The sequence below is a fragment of the Bradyrhizobium sp. NBAIM03 genome, assembly GCF_020194055.1.
In the GTDB taxonomy this organism is placed as follows: Bacteria; Pseudomonadota; Alphaproteobacteria; order Rhizobiales; family Xanthobacteraceae; genus Bradyrhizobium; species Bradyrhizobium yuanmingense.
The window spans coordinates 1-16,706 of sequence record NZ_JADYVS010000044.1; the positions used below are offsets into that span (position 1 = coordinate 1).

The window sequence follows — 16,706 nt, forward strand, 5'->3', positions numbered from 1 at the left end:
AGATGTGTATAAGAGACAGGGGCGGTGCAGCCGCCGGCGGCGGAGCCGCGGGGCGTGCGGGTGCTGCAGGCGGCGCCGCGCCTGGCGGTCCCTTCGGCGGCTGCTTCGGTCTTCCGTCAGGGCCCGCGTCCTGCGGCTGGGCCTGAGCGACGACGAACGGCGCAGCGTCTTGCGCATGCGATGCGGTGTTGGCCAATTGCATCGCGGTCAGAGCCGTCGTCGCAAGCAGCACGAAACGAAGGTTGGTCATGTGGTGAACTTCCCCGGAAGGTTCTTTGTCGAAGTGTCGGGATGAACGGCTAAGCGTTAGGCCGCATTGTGGCGGGCGATGCAACTGCGACCCGATTTATTTCTGCACGCAAATCATCTCACTATGGCAACGTTCATTGCGCATTCAGACGCTGGTGGCAATCGCCTGACATTGCTTCGCTGCTTCACGCGTGATCGCGCGGCGGAATCGCATCCGTCGCAGGATTGGGCGTGAGCGGCCCGTTCGGTCCGCGCGATGGGATCTCCTCAGGCATGCGGCCCGGCAATTCGTCGGGCCGCGGCGGCGAGCCGGGCTCGCGCACCGGCGGCGTGATTTCGGGCTGCGGATTGCCGGGCGGGATTCCGGGCGGCGGCTCAGTCGGCGTACCGGGCGTCGACGGCGGAATCTCGGGCGGTTCAATCGGCATCGGCATCATCGGGATCGTTGTCGGAGAACAACAACGAAGGTGCAGCACCGATGTTCCGCGTCACATCGCTTGGGAGACCGGATTATTCCGGCGTGTGGCAGACCGCTTCGATATTGTGGCCGTCGGGGTCCAGCACGAAGGCGCCGTAATAGTTCGCGTGATAATGCGGGCGGATGCCGGGCGGGCCGTTGTCGCGGCCGCCGGCCGCCATCGCCGTCTTGTAGAACGCATCGACGGTGGCGCGGTCATTGGCGCGGATGGCGACATGCACCGGCTTGTTCATCGCGCCTTCGCCCCCGATCCAGAAATCGGGCTTGCCGTCGGCACCGAAGCCTGCAGCCGCAGCGTGTCCGGTCTGCTCGGCAGTGACCTCCATGATCAGGCTGTAGCCGAGCGGCGCCAGTGCCTTCGCATAGAACGCCTTGGCGCGCTCATAGTCGGAGACGGAGAATCCCAGATGATCGATCATCGCAACCTCCCTTGTTCGTACCCGTCAGCGGGACAAAAACGTATTGCTTCGGGTCTTGCGTGCGATCGTAAAGCCGCGCCCGACCATGTCGGCAATACAATCCTGCTGCCATTCGTTTTGTGACAGATGCTCGATCACCACCGCACGTGGCCAGAGCGATTGCGGCGCGTCGCGGAAGAAGCCGATCAGCACGCGGTCCTCAAAGCCCTCGACGTCGATCTTCAGCGAATCGACTTGGCCGACGCCGGCCTCCTCCAGAATGCGCACCAGGCGCAGCGACGGCACCTTGATGGCCTCGGCACTGGCCGTGCCGGTGACGACGTGGGTGGCGCCGAGATTGCCGCCGCCGCTCTCGATCATCAGCTCGCCGTCGCTGTCGCCCGCGGCGGCCTGCACCAGGCGCACCTGCGGCGTCTTCGATGCGGCGTGGTTGAACGAGAGCCGTCCGAAGGTCAGCGGATGCGGCTCGATCGCCACCACTTGTCCGGATGGCCCGACCTGCCGCGCCATCACCAGCGCAAAGGTGCCGACATTGGCGCCGACATCGACGAACACGCCACCCGCGGGGGTGTGCTGGCGCAGGAAGTCGAGCTCGTCCAGATTGTAGTCGGGATTGAACAGCGCGCCGCGCTCGGTCGCGCTGCCCTGGTGATGGAAGCGGAACGAGGCGCCCTGATATTGGACGTCGACCGGGCCGCTGCGCAGCAGGTTGACCAGCCGCGACATCCACGGCCGGAACGCGCCGCGCTTCAGCCCCGACCGTTGAGCGAGGCGGATGATCGCGGCCTGCGCCGCATTGGGCACGAACGCGCCGAACGGTGCGGACGAAGGGGCATTGTCGGACGTCAAGCAGCAGATCCTCATTGCAGACGGCGCATGCATAGCCGGTTTTACCGGCGACTCCAACGCTCGATCACAGGTGCTGTCCCGGATCTGCGCGCGCTTGGGGCGCGCTTGTCCGGGACGACGGAGAGAGCCTCACGCCGCCTTCTTCGGCGCCTTGCGCTGCCTCAAGAACCGCCCGAGCAGCCTGCGCCTGCCCTTGCGCGGAATCAGGTCGATATCGCTGACGAGCTTGGCGCCGCCCTTGCGTCGCTCCAGCACGATCTTGCGGCTGTGGAAAGCCTCCAGCTCGGCGCGATGCGCGACGCTGACGATGGTCGCCTTCGGCAGCGCCTCGGTGATCATCTGCATCATCTTGTCCTGGCTCTTCTCGTCGAGCGCCGAGGTCGCCTCATCGAGCACGACGATGTCGGGGTTGTGCAGGAGCAGCCGCGCAAAGGCGAGGCGCTGCTTCTCGCCGCCCGACAAGGTCTGGTCCCACGGTGCCTCCTCCTCGATCTTCTCCTTGAGATGATCGAGGCCGACCTTGTGCAGGGCTGCGCCGATCTCGTCCAAAGTCCAGTGGTCGGCCGCGCCGGGATAGGCGACCGCCCGCCGCAAGGAGCCGGAGGGCACATAGGGCCGCTGCGGCAGCATGAACAGCCGGCGATCGGCATGGAAATTCACGCTGCCGCCGCCCCACGGCCACAGCCCGGCGATGGCGCGCACCAGCGTGCTCTTGCCGGTGCCGGATTCGCCGGCGACCAGCAGCCGCTCGCCGGGCTCGATCACCACCTCGGTCTCGCCGACCACGGCCGTGCCGTCGTCGAGCGTGACCGAGAGATCCTTCAGCTCCAGCATGGCCTCGTTGCTGGTTTCGCCGCGCTTGATGCGGCCGAGGCCGTCGCCCTGCTCGGCGCGCTCGAGGCCGTCGAGCGACATCATCAGCGAGGCGATGCGGCGTGCACAGGCGTTCCAGTCGGCGAGCCGCGGATAATTGTCGACCAGCCAGCCGAACGCGCTCTGCACGATGGTGAAGGCGGACGCGGCCTGCATCACCTGGCCCAGCGTCATGCTGCCGTCGAGGAATTTTGGCGCGCAGAGCAGAAGCGGCACGACCGGCGCAACGAGGCTCGATCCTTGCGACACCAGCGTGGTGCGCATGTGCTGGCCGGCAAGGCGCGCCCATTGCCGCAGCACGCTCGTGAAATTGCGATCGATGCCGTCGCGCTCCTCCTCCTCGCCGCCGAGCAGGGCGATGCTCTCGCCGTTCTCGCGCACGCGCGTCAGGGTGTAGCGGAACTCGGCTTCGGCCTGGTTCTTGCCCTCGGAGACCTGCACGAAGCGCCGGCCGATCACCACGATCGATCCGGATGCGATCGCGGCGTACAGCATCGCGGCGATCACGAGGAAGCCGGGTATGGTCACCGACGAACCGCCGAGCGTGACGGTAAGTGCCCCGCCGATGGTCCAGAGCACGACGATGAAGGTCGCGGCCGACAGCAGCGCCGACGTCACGCCGGCGAGGAAGTCGACGGGGGAGTCGGTCGCAATCCGCAAATCCTCCGCGATCCGGTATTCGGGATTCTTGTGGTCGCCGCCGACAAGGTTGAGCTGATAGTACCGCCCGTTCTTGAGCCACCGTGTCAGCACGCTCGCCGTCAGCCAGGCGCGCCAGCGTCGCTGGATGCCCATGCGCGCGAACACCTGCACGACTGCGAGCACGATGCTGCCGATCGCGAGCGGGAAGAACATTGCGGTGAGATGGAAGACGCTCGCCGCATCGCGCTTCTCGATGGCGTCGAAGATCGCGCGATTCCAGACATTGATGCCGTATTGGAAGCCGACGGTCAGCACGATCAGCAGGCCGAGACCAACCGAGAACGGCCAGGCGAGGCGGTCGCCGTTGCGGCCCCAGAAGCCGCGGGCGCTGATCCAGAACCGTGTCAGCAGATAATCCTTGCGGACCTGCTCGGCTGCCTCGGGTGACAATTCGGGGTCGGGTTCGACCAGTTCGGGCGGCGGCGGTGTCACTTCGTCGCCGTTCTCGCCCTGGATGTCGATGATGGGCGGCTTCTTGCCCTTTTCACGCGTCGCGGCCGGCTTGTACATGAGCGGACAACGCCAAGGGAACTCGGCCGGTTCCCACGAGAGTTCCGCGTGCCCCTATTCGGCGGCGCCGTTCCTGACGCGCCGGATCCGCGCCGCCCGATGCAGAACGCGCGACAATTCCTCGATCGTATAAGGCTTTTGCACGAGGTCGCAGCCGCCTGTACCCTCCTGCGACAGGGCCTGGCTGTAGCCGGTGGTCAGCACGACCGGCACGCCGAGGCTGCGCTCGCGGATCGCCTGCGCCAGATCGAGCCCGGTCATGCCGGGCATCACCACGTCCGAGAACACGACATCGAAGCGGTCGGTGTCCACGACGAGCTCGGCGAGCGCGTCGGCCGCGTTGTCGACCAACGTGATGCTGTAGCCGAGCTCGGTGAGCCCGTCGGCGGCGAAATTGGCCAGCTCGATATTGTCCTCGACCACCAGCACCGACATGCCGCTGCCGGCCACCGCCGGCGCCGTGTTGGGAGCCTGGCGCTGCGGCAGCAGGCCCGGCGGCACGCGCGGCAGATAGAGCGAGAAGGTGCTGCCGTGCCCCACCTCGCTCGTCACGGTCACCTCGCCGCCGGATTGTCGGGCGAAGCCGAACACCTGGGACAGACCGAGGCCGGTGCCGCGGCCGACCTGCTTGGTGGTGAAGAACGGCTCGAAGATGCGGCCGAGCCGCGCGGCGGGAATGCCGACGCCGGTGTCGCTGACGGTGACGCGGACGAAGCCGTGGTCTGGGCTGGCCGAAAGCTGCACCAGCGCGTCCGGAACGGTCGTCGTGGCCTCGACCCTGAAAACGATTCGCCCCTGGCCTTGCATGGCATCGCGCGCATTGGTCGCCATGTTGATCAGGGCCGTCTCGAACTGGCTGGCATCGGCATTGACGAGGCACGGTTCCGCCGGCAGTTGCATGACGATCTCGATCGCGGGGCCCAGTAGCGTGGCGAGCATGTCGTGCAGCGACTGCACCCGTGCGCCGACGTCGAACACCTCCGGCTTGAGGGTCTGGCGCCGCGCAAAGGCGAGCAATTGCGAAGTCAGCTTGGCCGCACGCGCCACCGAATCGGCAATGGCCGTGATGTAGCGTTGTCGCCGCTCCTCCGTCAGCTGCGGACGGTTCAAGAGATCGACCGAAGCACGGATCACCGTCAGGAGGTTGTTGAAGTCGTGCGCGACGCCGCCGGTGAGCTGGCCGAGCGCTTCCAGCCGCTGGCTGTGCTTGAGCGCCTCCTCGGCCTCGCGCCGCTTTGCAGCTTCGGCCTGAAGGTGCTGGGTACGCCGCAGAGCGAGCACCAGCAGCAGGAACAGCAGCGCGGTGGCGGGAATGCCGAACACCAGATGCTGGCCGATGGTGGCGAGCCAGCGTGCGCGGATCGCAGAGGTCTCCAATCCGGCACTGACATAGATCGGATATTCGGCGACGCGCCGGTAGGCGATGCGCCGCTCGATACCGTCCGAGGGCCAGGCGACCGTGATGAGGCCGTGCACGGGCTGGGTCGCGATCTTCTGGCCCACCGGTCCGGTCGGATCGAGCCGAAGCTCGTGGTCGAGCCGGGGAAAATGCGCGAGCATTGCGCCGTCGGTGCGCCCCATCGCGAAGAAGTTGCCGGGATCGGTGCCGATCCTGGCATAGAAGCTTTCGAAATATTCCGGCAACACGGAGGCCTGGATCACGCCGATGAAGCGACCGTCGTCGGACTCGCGGCGGCGGCTGACGCCGAAGAATCGGGCGCCCTGATAGGGCGGTCGTGGCGTCAGCGCCGTGCCGATGAACGTGCCGATGCTCTGGTCCACATGGGAATAGAAGTAATCGCGGTCGGCAAAGCTCAGGTCCGGCGGCGGCGAGACGAGGCTGTTGACCAGCGCCTTTCCGTTCGCGTCGAAGATCCATGCCGATTTGAGCTGCGGCAGCGAATCGGTCAGCCGCTTCAGCCGGCGATGCAGCGTCGGCTCGCGCTCGCGGATGATGCCGTCGGGCAGACCGCGCACGACCTCGTTGAGCTCGGCGAGGCTGCGGTCGATGGTCTCGAAGACCTTGAGCGCGTGCTCATGGGCGACATCGACCGTGCGCTCGATCTCGCGGTCGGCGGTATCGTTGGTCGATGTGTAGGAGATCGCGGCGGCGACGACGAACAGCCCAATCGGCAGCGCCAGGGATGCCGCCATCATCCACTGCAACAGCCTCAGCGAGTTGCGTTGCGCCCTCTGCACAGTCGCTCCGTCCCTGACGGGAGCTTAACTGAATCCCGCGCAAGGAAGGAAGCAGCTTGTGCTGGAACCGTTGGTTGCGAGCCGGAAATTTGCGCGTCGAGCGGGTCAGAGAAAAATTCTGCTCGAATTAACGGCAAATGCAGAACACCCCGGCCGGTTTAGCCGGGGCGGAAGGGGGACTTCGCCTCAGATCTGGCGTTCGACCATCTTGAGCTTGAGCTCGGCGATGGCTTCGGCCGGGTTGAGGCCCTTCGGGCAGGCCTTGGCGCAGTTCATGATGGTGTGGCAGCGATAGAGCCGGAACGGGTCCTCGAGATTGTCGAGCCGCTCGCCGGTGGCCTCGTCGCGCGAATCCGAGACCCAGCGGTTGGCCTGGAGCAGCGCGGCGGGGCCGAGATAGCGCTCGCTGTTCCACCAATAGCTCGGGCAGGAGGTCGAGCAGCAGGCGCAGAGGATGCACTCGTAGAGGCCGTCGAGCTTCTCGCGGTCCTCGTGGCTCTGGCGCCATTCCTTCTGCGGCGTCGGCGAGGTCGTCTTCAGCCAGGGCTCGACCGAGGCGTATTGCGCGTAGAAATTGGTGAGGTCGGGGACGAGGTCCTTCACCACCGGCTGATGCGGCAGCGGGTTGATCTTCACCGCGCCGTCCTTCACGTCGTGCATGGACTTGGTGCAGGCCAGCGTGTTCTGGCCGTCGATGTTCATCGCGCAGGAGCCGCAGACGCCTTCACGGCAGGAGCGGCGGAAGGTCAGCGACGGGTCGATGTGGTTCTTGATCCAGATCAGGCCGTCCAGCACCATCGGGCCGCAATCATTGGTGTCGATGTAATAGGTATCGACGCTTGGATTCTTGCCGTCGTCCGGATTCCAGCGATAGACCTTGAACTCGCGGAGCTCGGTCGCGCCCGGGGGCTTCGGCCAGGTCTTGCCGCCAGTGATCTTGGAGTTCTTCGGAAGTGCGAATTCAACCATTCGATTAAGGCCTTCGCTGTTCGATCAATACACGCGCGACGTTTAGTAAACGCGAGCTTTGGGCGGGATGTACTGCACGTCGTTGGTCATGGTGTAGTTGTGAACCGGGCGATACTCGATCCTGACCTTGCCGGCATCGTCCAGCCAGGCCAGCGTGTGCTTCATCCAGTTCTTGTCGTCGCGCTCGGAGAAGTCCTCGCGGGCATGGGCGCCGCGGCTCTCGGTGCGGTTGGCGGCCGAGTTCATCGTCACCACCGCCTGCGAGATCAGATTGTCGAACTCCAGCGTCTCGACGAGGTCCGAATTCCAGACCAGCGAGCGGTCGGAGACGGCGATGTCGGTGATGCCGCTGTGGACCTTCGCGATCAGGTTCTGGCCTTCGCTCAGCACTTCGCCGGTGCGGAACACGGCGCAATTGTTCTGCATCACGTGCTGCATGCCTTCGCGCAGCTTCGCGGTCGGCGTGCCGCCTGAGGCGTAGCGGTAATGGTCGAGGCGACCGAGCGCCATCTCGGCCGAGTTCGTCGGCAGCTCGGGCTGCTTGGCGTTGGGTGTGAGCTTTTCGGCCAGGCGCAACGCGGCGGCGCGGCCGAACACGACGAGGTCGATCAGCGAGTTGGAGCCGAGGCGGTTGGCGCCGTGCACGGAGACGCAGGCCGCTTCGCCGATCGCCATCAGGCCGGGGATCACCGCGTTGTCGTCGCCGTCCTTCTTGGTCAGCACCTCGCCGTGATAGTTCGTGGGGATGCCGCCCATGTTGTAATGCACGGTCGGCACGATCGGGATCGGCTCGCGCGTCACGTCGACATTGGCGAAGATCTTGGCCGATTCCGAGATGCCCGGCAGGCGTTCGGCGAGCACAGCGGGATCGAGATGGTCGAGATGCAGGAAGATGTGGTCCTTCTTCTTGCCGACGCCGCGTCCCTCGCGGATCTCGATGGTCATCGCGCGCGAGACCACGTCGCGCGAAGCGAGGTCCTTTGCCGACGGCGCATAGCGCTCCATGAACCGCTCGCCTTCGGCGTTGACGAGATAGCCGCCTTCGCCGCGCGCACCCTCGGTGACGAGACAGCCCGAGCCGTAGATGCCGGTCGGATGGAACTGCACGAACTCCATGTCCTGCATCGGCAGGCCGGCGCGCAGCACCATGCCGCCGCCATCGCCGGTGCAGGTGTGCGCCGAGGTGCAGGAGGCATAGGCGCGGCCATAGCCGCCGGTCGCCAGGATCGTGGTCTGGGCGCGGAAACGGTGCAGCGTGCCGTCGTCGAGCTTGAGCGCGATGACGCCGCGGCAGGTGCCCTGGTCGTCCATGATCAGGTCGATGGCGAAGAACTCGATGAAGAACTCGGCCGCGTGGCGCAGCGACTGGCCGTACATCGTGTGCAGCATGGCGTGGCCGGTGCGGTCGGCGGCGGCGCAGGTGCGCTGCGCCTGGGCCTTGCCGAACTCGGTGGTCATGCCGCCGAACGGACGCTGGTAGATCTTGCCGTCCTCGGTGCGCGAGAACGGCACGCCCCAATGCTCGAGCTCGTAGACCGCGTCGGGCGCGTTGCGCACCATGTATTCGATCGCGTCCTGGTCCCCGAGCCAGTCCGACCCCTTCACGGTGTCGTACATGTGCCAGCGCCAGTCGTCCTTGTGCATGTTGCCGAGCGAAGCGGAGATGCCGCCCTGCGCCGCGACCGTGTGCGAACGGGTCGGAAACACCTTGGTGATGCAGGCGGTGCGGAGGCCGGCCTCGCTGCAGCCGACGACGGCGCGCAGGCCGGCACCGCCGGCGCCGACCACGACGACGTCGTAGGTGTGGTCTTCGATCGGATAGGCTTTTCCGTTGGTGGCGGGAGCGCCGTTGCCCTTGCCATTGGTCTCAGCGGCCATGGGTTACACTCCGGAAGAAAGCTTCAGGATCGCGTAGGTCGAGGCGAGCGCCACGGCGACCGAGAAGAAATTGTTGAGCATGATCGCGGTGAGCTTGAGCTTCTCGTTATGGACGTAGTCCTCGATCACCACCTGCATGCCGATCTTCATGTGCCAGGCGCTGGCGAAGATGAAGAGGAGCAGGATCACCGCAACGGGAATGGAGCTCAGGGTCTGCGCCGCGTAGACCTGGTTGCGGCCGAGCAGCATCATGATGATGACCAGCGCCGGGATCATCAGCAGCGTCATGGCGACGCCGGTGATGCGCTGGCGCCAGAAATCGGACGTGCCGGAATGCGCGGCGCCGAGATTGCGGACGCGCCCGAGCGGGGTGCGCATCGAGGGACGCTTCGGAGAGCCGTGGGACTCGTCAAAGCTCATCGGCCGCCTCCGTTCGCATAAGCGATGATCCAGATCAGCACCGTCAGTGCGATGCCGCCGACCAGGGCGCCCCAGGTCAGCGCTTCGCGCTCGTTGGCCTTGAAGCCGTAGCCGAGATCCCAGACGAAATGCCGGATGCCGCTGAGCATGTGGTGCATCAGGGCCCAGGTGTAGCCGAACACAATCAGCCGGCCGATGATGCTGCTGGAGAAAGCCTGGACATGGGCATAGGCGGCCGGGCCGGAGGCCGCCGCAACCAGCCACCAGACCAGCAGCAGGGTTCCGACGTAAAGGGCGATACCGGTGGCGCGGTGCACGATGGATAGAGCCATCGTCAGCGTCCAGCGATAGGTTTGGATGTGCGGCGAAAGCGGTCGTTCGATCCGTGCGGTCATGGGCGGCTTTTGATGTTTGTTGCGGCCCAGCATGGGGCGCGCGGGGATCGCGAAAGGTGGGCTCTATTTACGGAGTCGATCTGGCCTGCGCAATCACCAAATCGACATAAACCGAACTGTGGTTCAGCTCTATGGCCTTGATGAACCAAGGCCAATCAGGGTCTTGGTATACCAGCCTATCGGTCCGCCAACGAGTATAGGAATCTAAATTCATTCTTTGGCGCGAGCGTACGGCGCATTGAAATCGCTATTGGAACGCCTCTAAGCCGCCTCGAGCCCGTGCGGCCGCAACGTGCGAGGGACGATGCCGAGGGAACCGTCCCGGCTGCGACCCCAGCGCGACGCTCGGCACCCGCACCGGTTCCCCCACTGCGGGCGGATATGCGCACCCTGCATTCCACCCCAGCCGGACCGTGCGACGTGTCAGGTGCTATCTGTTGGTCTCGGCAGCCGGCTTGCTTCGTCGCAAGAGCTCCTCGCAATGACGCCGACAGAGCGGAGCTCTCTCACTTCTTCGCGTAAATATCCTTGTACGTTTCGCGCAGCACGTTCTTCTGCACCTTGCCCATCGTATTGCGCGGTAGCTCGTCGACCACGAAGACCCGCTTCGGCATCTTGAATTTCGCGAGGCGCCCGTCGAGGCCCTTCAGCACGGCCGCTTCATCGATGCTCGCGCCGGGCTGGCGCACCAGCACCGCGGTGACGCCCTCGCCGAAATCGGTGTGCGGCACGCCGATCACGGCCGACTCCACCACGCCAGGCATGGCGTCGATCTCGCTCTCGATCTCCTTCGGGTAGACGTTGAAGCCGCCGGAGATCACGAGATCCTTGCCGCGTCCGAGGATGTGCACGTAACCCTTGGCGTCGATCTTGCCGAGATCGCCGGTGATGAAGAAGCCGTCGGGCCGGAATTCGGCCTTGGTCTTCTCCGGCATGCGCCAATAGCCCTTGAAGACGTTCGGCCCCTTCACCTCGATCATGCCGATTTCGTCGCGCGCCAGCTCTTTCCCTGTCTCGGGATCGGTCACGCGCACGGAGACGCCCGGCAGCGGAAAGCCGACCGCTCCGGGCACGCGCTCGCCGTCATACGGGTTCGACGTGTTCATGTTGGTCTCGGTCATGCCGTAGCGCTCGAGCACGGCATGACCCGTGCGCGCCGACCATTCGCGATGGGTGTCGGCGAGCAGCGGCGCCGAACCCGAGATGAACAGACGCATGTGCTTCGTCGTCTCGTGCGACAGCGCAGGGTTCTGCAGCAGGCGGGTGTAGAAGGTCGGCACGCCCATCAACACCGTGGCGCGCGCCATCAGCTTGATGATCAGGTCCGGATCGAGCTTCGGCAGGAAGATCATCGACGCCCGGGCGAACAGCGTCACGTTGGTCGCCACGAACAGGCCGTGGGTGTGGTAGATCGGCAGCGCGTGGATCAGGACGTCCTTGTCGGTGAAGCGCCAATAGTCGACGAGCGAGAGCGAGTTAGACGCGAGATTGTCATGCGTCAGCATCGCGCCCTTGGAGCGGCCGGTGGTGCCCGAGGTGTAGAGGATCGCGGCAAGATCGTCGCTTTCACGCGGCACCGTCGTGAATTCGCGGCTCGCTTTGTCGGCGGCCTCCGTCAGCGAGCCCTTGCCGTCAGCCCCGAGCGTCTCGACCTTCGCCCTCACCTTGCCTGCGATCGGCGCGAGCCCCTCCGCCTTGGCAGGATCGCAGACCACCAGCGACGGCTCGGCATCGCCGATGAAGTAGTCGAGCTCGTTCAGCGTATAGGCCGTGTTCAGCGGCAGATAGACCGCGCCGGCGCGCACCGTGCCGAGATACAGCACGATATTGGCGACCGACTTCTCCACCTGTACCGCGACGCGGTCGCCCGGCTTCACGCCGCGCGCGACCAGCACGTTCGCCATTTGGCCCGCGCGCGCGATCAGATCGCCATAGCTGATATGCGCGCCGTCATGCGTCTCGATCGCGAGCCGCTTCGGATCGGCGAGGCCATCGAACAGGCGGGAAAACAAATTGGCGTTGGCAGCTTGGTTCATGCAACATTCCTCACCGGCATAGGCCGGTCAAAACCGAGGGCTGGATTAGCAAAAACCGCCCCGATCAAGCAACGGAGACAGTTTGCATGTCAAAAAGTGGGAAACGCGTCGCCTGGGTCACGGGCGGTGGCAGCGGGATCGGGGAGGCCGGCGCGGAGGCGTTAGCTGCCGACGGCTGGACGGTGGTGGTGTCGGGACGCCGCAAGGATGCGCTGGATGCCGTGGTCGCGAAGATCACGAAAGCGGGCGGCGCGGCCGAGGCGATCGCGCTGGACGTGTCCAAGGCCGCCGAGGCGCAGAAGGCGGCGGATGATATCGTCGCCCGGCACGGCCGCATCGATCTGCTGGTGAACAACGCCGGCATCAATGTTCCCAAGCGCAGCTGGAAGGACATGGAGCTGGAGGGCTGGGACAGACTGGTCCAGGTCAATCTCAACGGCGTGCTCTATTGCATGCGCGCCGTGCTGCCGACGATGCGCAAGCAGCAGGACGGTTCCATCATCAACGTCTCGTCCTGGGCCGGCCGTCACGTCTCGAAGATGCCGGGCCCGGCCTACACCACCACCAAGCACGCGGTGCTGGCGCTGACCCATTCCTTCAACATGGACGAATGCGTCAACGGCCTGCGCGCCTGCTGCCTGATGCCGGGCGAGGTGGCGACGCCGATCCTGAAGCTGCGACCGGTGGTGCCGAGCGAAGCCGAGCAGGCGAAGATGCTGCAGCCCGAAGATCTCGGCCGTACCATCGCCTTCATCGCGAGCATGCCGGCGCGGGTCTGCATCAACGAAGTGCTGATCAGCCCGACGCATAATCGCGGGTTCATTCAGACGCCGAACAACAGGGATTGAGGCGAGGACACTGCCTCAACGGGTACGCCGTCGCAGGATGGGCAAAGGCGCGAAGCGCCGTGCCCACCATCTCTCTCCGCATTTGCATTTGGTGGGCACGCTTCGCTTTGCCCACCCTACTGCTTCGCTACGCTTGTCCGGGTGCTCTCGTTCGCACACGAACATCCCCGCCGATAGTTTCACCCATCACAAAGAATTTTTCCCCGAAACCGCACCTGAAACCCTCCCGTAGTTCGGTCCAACGACGGCACTGCTGCATCACCCTTAACTGTCGCAGGCGCCGTTGTTGCTCAACTCAACGCCGGCCAACGCCGGTCTCAATTCAATCGGGAGACTCTCTCATGTCGAAGCGCATTGCCTATCTCGCTGCCGCCGCCTTCAGCGCCCTGGCCCTCACCGCGACCATCGTCGCGCCCGCCAGTGCCGAGGAAAAGACCGTCATGGTCGGCGGCGCCGCGATGTACCCGTCCAAGAACATCGTCCAGAACGCGGTCAACTCCAAGGATCACACCACACTGGTGGCGGCGGTGAAGGCGGCCGGCCTGGTCCCGACGCTCGAAGGCAAGGGCCCGTTCACGGTGTTCGCGCCGACCAACGCCGCCTTCGGCAAGCTGCCGGCCGGCACCGTCGACAACCTGGTCAAGCCCGAGAACAAGGCAACGCTGACCAAGATCCTCACCTACCATGTCGTGCCCGGTAAGCTCGCGGCTTCCGACCTCACCGACGGCAAGAAGCTGAAGACCGCCGAAGGCGAGGAGCTGACGGTGAAGAAAATGGACGGCAAGGTCTGGATCGTCGACGCCAAGGGCGGCACCTCGATGGTGACGATCACCAACGTCAACCAGTCGAACGGCGTGATCCATGTGGTCGATACCGTGCTGATGCCGGCGACGTAACACCGCGCGATCCTGTTTCATCCCCGAACAGGACGTCCTCAGACCGCGAGCCGGGGATACCCGGCTCGCTCTTTTGTGACCACAATAGCCTCACGACATCGATTCGATGGCGAACGGGATGTAACGAAAGCCGAAACACCGGCGTATAATCGCTGTCACACGACCTCAGGATGGAACCCGCCATGGCGAGCCTCACAGTCACCGACGAGCAGGTCACGGCCACCAAGTCCAAAGTGATCCAGCCGGCCTGGGTGCGGGTCATGCATTGGATCAACGCGCTCGCCATGATCCTGATGATCCTGTCGGGCTGGCAGATCTACAACGCCTCGCCGCTGTTCGACTTCCGCTTTCCGCGCGAGTACACGCTGGGCGGCTGGCTCGGCGGCGGCCTGCTCTGGCATTTTGCGGCGATGTGGCTGCTGATGATCAACGGCCTCGCCTATCTCGTCACCGGCATCGCTACCGGCCGCTTCCGCAAGAAGCTGCTGCCGATCACGGCATCAGGCGTGCTCCACGACGTCAGGGCGGCGCTGACCTTCAAGCTCGGCCATGACGATCTCACCGTCTACAATTACGTGCAGCGGCTGCTCTATGCCGGCATCATCGTGGTCGGCGTGCTGATCGTGCTGTCGGGCCTTGCGATTTGGAAGCCCGTTCAGCTTTATTATCTCGTGATGCTGTTCGGCGATTATCCGGCCGCGCGCTATGTCCACTTCTTCTGCATGGCCGCGATCTGCGCGTTTCTGGTCGTCCACGTCTTGCTTGCGCTGCTCGTGCCGAAGAGTCTGCGCGCGATGATCATCGGTCGCTGAGGAGGAGAATATGGCGAAGCGCCCGTTCCTGATTCCCGGCGTCGACAAGCGGCTCCTGATCAAGGATTCCCTCAAGACGATGCCAGACGTCACCCGCCGCCGCTTCATTGCGGGCGGCGCCAGCCTGGGCGCACTGACGCTGCTCACCGGCTGCGACGTGATCGACTCGTCCTCGGCCGAGACCATGCTGGCGAAGGTCTCGAAGTTCAACGACGCGGTGCAGGCCTGGATGTTCAATCCCGACGCGCTGGCGCCGACCTTCCCCGAAAGCGCGATCACCAAGCCCTTCCCGTTCAACGCCTATTACGATCTCGACGACGCGCCCGATATCTCGGCCGCGGATTGGAAGCTCGAGGTGCGCGGCCTCGTCGACAACAAAAAGTCCTGGACGCTGGACGAGCTCTACAAGCTGCCCCAGGTCACGCAGATCACGCGCCATATCTGCGTCGAGGGCTGGAGCGCGATCGGCAGCTGGACCGGCACGCCCTTGCGCGATTTCCTCAAGCTGATCGGCGCCGACACGCGCGCGAATTATGTCTGGTTCCAGTGCGCCGACAAGGACGGCTACAATTCACCGCTCGACATGCGCAGCGCGCTGCATCCGCAGACCCAGATGACGTTCAAATACGCAAACGAGATCCTGCCGCGCGCTTACGGCTTCCCGATGAAGATCCGCGTGCCGACCAAGCTCGGCTTCAAGAACCCGAAATACGTGGTGTCGATGGAAGTCACCAACGATTACAAGGGCGGCTATTGGGAAGACCAGGGGTATAATTCGTTCAGCGGGAGCTAGCTCCGCTGTCGTAGGGTGGATTAGCCGAGCGGCTGCGCGAAGCGCAGTCGGTGGGCGTAATCCACCATACTTCCGCAGTTGCCGAGCGAAGTTGGTGGATTACGCTTCGCTAATCCACCCTACGGCACCGATTGCTTGGCCGGCCCCACCTTCCGCTGGCACAACGCCGCCACCGCGCCCAGCGCCAATAGCGCCGCCGACACATTCAGCGCGTAACTCAGGCTCCCCAGCGCATCGGTGATCGCGCCGACCACGATCGGCCCGAGCGTCTGGCCGACGCCGAACGAGATCGTCATCGCCGCGATCGCGGTCGGCCACACCTCTGGCGGATAGTTGAAGCGCACGAAGGCGGTGGTCGAGCCGACCACGGCGAAAAAGGCGACGCCGAACACGATCGCGGAGACTGCGAGCCAGGCCGGCGAATGCCCGAGCATCGGCAGCGCTGCGCCAGCTGCGTTGGTGCCGAGGATGATGGCGGTGGCGAGCCCGCCGCGGTCGAGCGCCAGCACGCCGCGCCAGGCCCAGGGCGTCACGAACGCGCTCAGACCGATCAACCCCCAGAACGCCGCCTGCGCCGCGGCCTCGCCGCCGCCGTCGCGCACATAGGCGATCATGAAGGTCATGTAGGCGATGTAGCCGGCGCCGAACAGGAAATAGCCGGCCAGATAAATCAGCACCGGCAGGATCGCGAACGAGGCATTACCGCCTTCGGAGAAGCGCGCGCCGCTCTCGATGCGGATCAGGAACAGCGGGATCGTCATCGCGACCGACAGCAGCGTCAGCGCCCACCACACGATCCACCACGAGCCCGGCCCGAAATATTGCAGCGTGAACGGGGCGATCAGCCCCGAGGACAGAATGCCGATGCCGGGTCCGGCATAGAACAGGCTGAGCAGAAAGTTGGCCCGTTCGGGCCGCGACTGGGCGATGGTGGCGGCGAGCGCGCCGCCGGCGACGAAGCCGGCCGCCGCGCCCAGGCCCAGCACCAGGCGCGCCAGGCTCAGCGCGACGAAATCCCCCGTCAGAGCGCAGGTGGCGAGCGCTGCGACGCAGGCAATTGTTCCGCCGCGGATCGCGGCGGCCCAGCCGACGCGCCGGATCAGGCGGGACGCCACCAGCGCGCCCACGAGATAGCCGACGGCGTTGATCGTGTTCATGAAACCGGCCGCCGAGTAGGACCAGCCGAGGTCCTCCCGCATGTCCGGCAGCACCAGAGCATAGGCAAAGCGGCCGATGCCGAGCCCGACGGTGGCTGCCAGCGACAGGGTCAGGATCAGCCGCGCGGGGTGTGCGTCGGGCAGGGGGCGATCAGGTGCGTGCAAGGGGTACTCCGGCCTAGCCAGTGTGGCAGGCCCCGCCGGCCTTGCACAGCCGCGGCGC

General features: G+C 65.2%; 15 protein-coding genes and 1 pseudogene. 4 read left to right on the forward strand and 12 right to left on the reverse strand.

Features of this window, described 5'->3' with window-relative positions:
- The 11 genes and pseudogenes from I6F21_RS35795 to I6F21_RS35845 all read right to left on the reverse strand — a co-directional run.
- A pseudogene (locus I6F21_RS35795) lies at positions 1-250 on the reverse strand (OmpA family protein); the annotation flags it as partial.
- 184 nt (positions 251-434) lie between these two features.
- Positions 435-677 carry a hypothetical protein gene (locus I6F21_RS35800; protein ID WP_036002774.1) on the reverse strand — a complete coding sequence of 81 codons (243 nt, stop codon included), beginning with the start codon at positions 675-677 and terminating at the stop codon, positions 435-437.
- Positions 678-759: 82 nt separating this feature from the next.
- Positions 760-1,146: a VOC family protein gene (locus I6F21_RS35805; protein WP_036002763.1), complete on the reverse strand. Its 387-nt coding sequence runs from the start codon at positions 1,144-1,146 to the stop codon at positions 760-762.
- Between the two features lie 24 nt (positions 1,147-1,170).
- Positions 1,171-1,995, reverse strand: a complete 825-nt coding sequence (locus I6F21_RS35810) for an FkbM family methyltransferase (protein WP_225184213.1) — start codon at positions 1,993-1,995, stop codon at positions 1,171-1,173.
- A gap of 129 nt (positions 1,996-2,124) precedes the next feature.
- A complete protein-coding gene (locus I6F21_RS35815) occupies positions 2,125-4,080 on the reverse strand; it encodes an ABC transporter ATP-binding protein/permease (protein WP_225184214.1) in 1,956 nt (651 codons plus the stop codon).
- Positions 4,081-4,134: 54 nt separating this feature from the next.
- The gene (locus tag I6F21_RS35820) at positions 4,135-6,279 is read right to left on the reverse strand and encodes a hybrid sensor histidine kinase/response regulator (RefSeq protein ID WP_225184215.1); all 2,145 of its coding nucleotides are present in this window, start codon (positions 6,277-6,279) and stop codon (positions 4,135-4,137) included.
- A 186-nt stretch (positions 6,280-6,465) separates the two neighbouring features.
- Positions 6,466-7,248 (reverse strand): succinate dehydrogenase iron-sulfur subunit, encoded by a 783-nt coding sequence (locus tag I6F21_RS35825; RefSeq protein ID WP_036002750.1) that lies wholly within the window; start codon positions 7,246-7,248, stop codon positions 6,466-6,468.
- 42 nt (positions 7,249-7,290) lie between these two features.
- The gene (gene sdhA, locus I6F21_RS35830; RefSeq protein WP_036002747.1) at positions 7,291-9,126 is read right to left on the reverse strand and encodes a succinate dehydrogenase flavoprotein subunit; all 1,836 of its coding nucleotides are present in this window, start codon (positions 9,124-9,126) and stop codon (positions 7,291-7,293) included.
- Positions 9,127-9,129: 3 nt separating this feature from the next.
- Positions 9,130-9,546: a succinate dehydrogenase, hydrophobic membrane anchor protein gene (gene sdhD / locus I6F21_RS35835; RefSeq protein ID WP_036002745.1), complete on the reverse strand. Its 417-nt coding sequence runs from the start codon at positions 9,544-9,546 to the stop codon at positions 9,130-9,132.
- Positions 9,543-9,941, reverse strand: coding sequence for a succinate dehydrogenase, cytochrome b556 subunit (gene sdhC, locus I6F21_RS35840; protein ID WP_036024159.1), 399 nt, complete (start codon positions 9,939-9,941; stop codon positions 9,543-9,545). Before sdhC ends, sdhD begins: the two co-directional genes overlap by 4 nt.
- Positions 9,942-10,447: 506 nt before the next feature.
- Complete coding sequence (locus I6F21_RS35845; protein WP_225143285.1) at positions 10,448-11,977, reverse strand: malonyl-CoA synthase; 1,530 nt, start codon at positions 11,975-11,977, stop codon at positions 10,448-10,450.
- Between the two features lie 86 nt (positions 11,978-12,063).
- Here I6F21_RS35845 and I6F21_RS35850 point away from each other — a divergent pair, with 86 nt between their 5' ends.
- The 4 genes from I6F21_RS35850 to I6F21_RS35865 all read left to right on the forward strand — a co-directional run bounded on the left by I6F21_RS35850 (position 12,064) and on the right by I6F21_RS35865 (position 15,326).
- On the forward strand, positions 12,064-12,825 hold the full coding sequence (locus I6F21_RS35850; RefSeq protein ID WP_225130238.1) for an SDR family oxidoreductase: 762 nt from the start codon (positions 12,064-12,066) through the stop codon (positions 12,823-12,825).
- Between the two features lie 341 nt (positions 12,826-13,166).
- Positions 13,167-13,721: a fasciclin domain-containing protein gene (locus tag I6F21_RS35855; protein ID WP_225143283.1), complete on the forward strand. Its 555-nt coding sequence runs from the start codon at positions 13,167-13,169 to the stop codon at positions 13,719-13,721.
- A 182-nt stretch (positions 13,722-13,903) separates the two neighbouring features.
- The gene (locus I6F21_RS35860; protein WP_036002769.1) at positions 13,904-14,533 is read left to right on the forward strand and encodes a cytochrome b/b6 domain-containing protein; all 630 of its coding nucleotides are present in this window, start codon (positions 13,904-13,906) and stop codon (positions 14,531-14,533) included.
- Between the two features lie 10 nt (positions 14,534-14,543).
- Entirely contained in the window at positions 14,544-15,326 is a 783-nt protein-coding gene (locus tag I6F21_RS35865) for a molybdopterin-binding protein (RefSeq protein WP_036024153.1), read from the forward strand.
- 119 nt (positions 15,327-15,445) lie between these two features.
- On the opposite strand, the gene I6F21_RS35870 is transcribed toward I6F21_RS35865, so the two are convergent.
- Entirely contained in the window at positions 15,446-16,648 is a 1,203-nt protein-coding gene (locus tag I6F21_RS35870; protein WP_225143281.1) for a YbfB/YjiJ family MFS transporter, read from the reverse strand.
- Positions 16,649-16,706 lie beyond the last annotated feature (58 nt).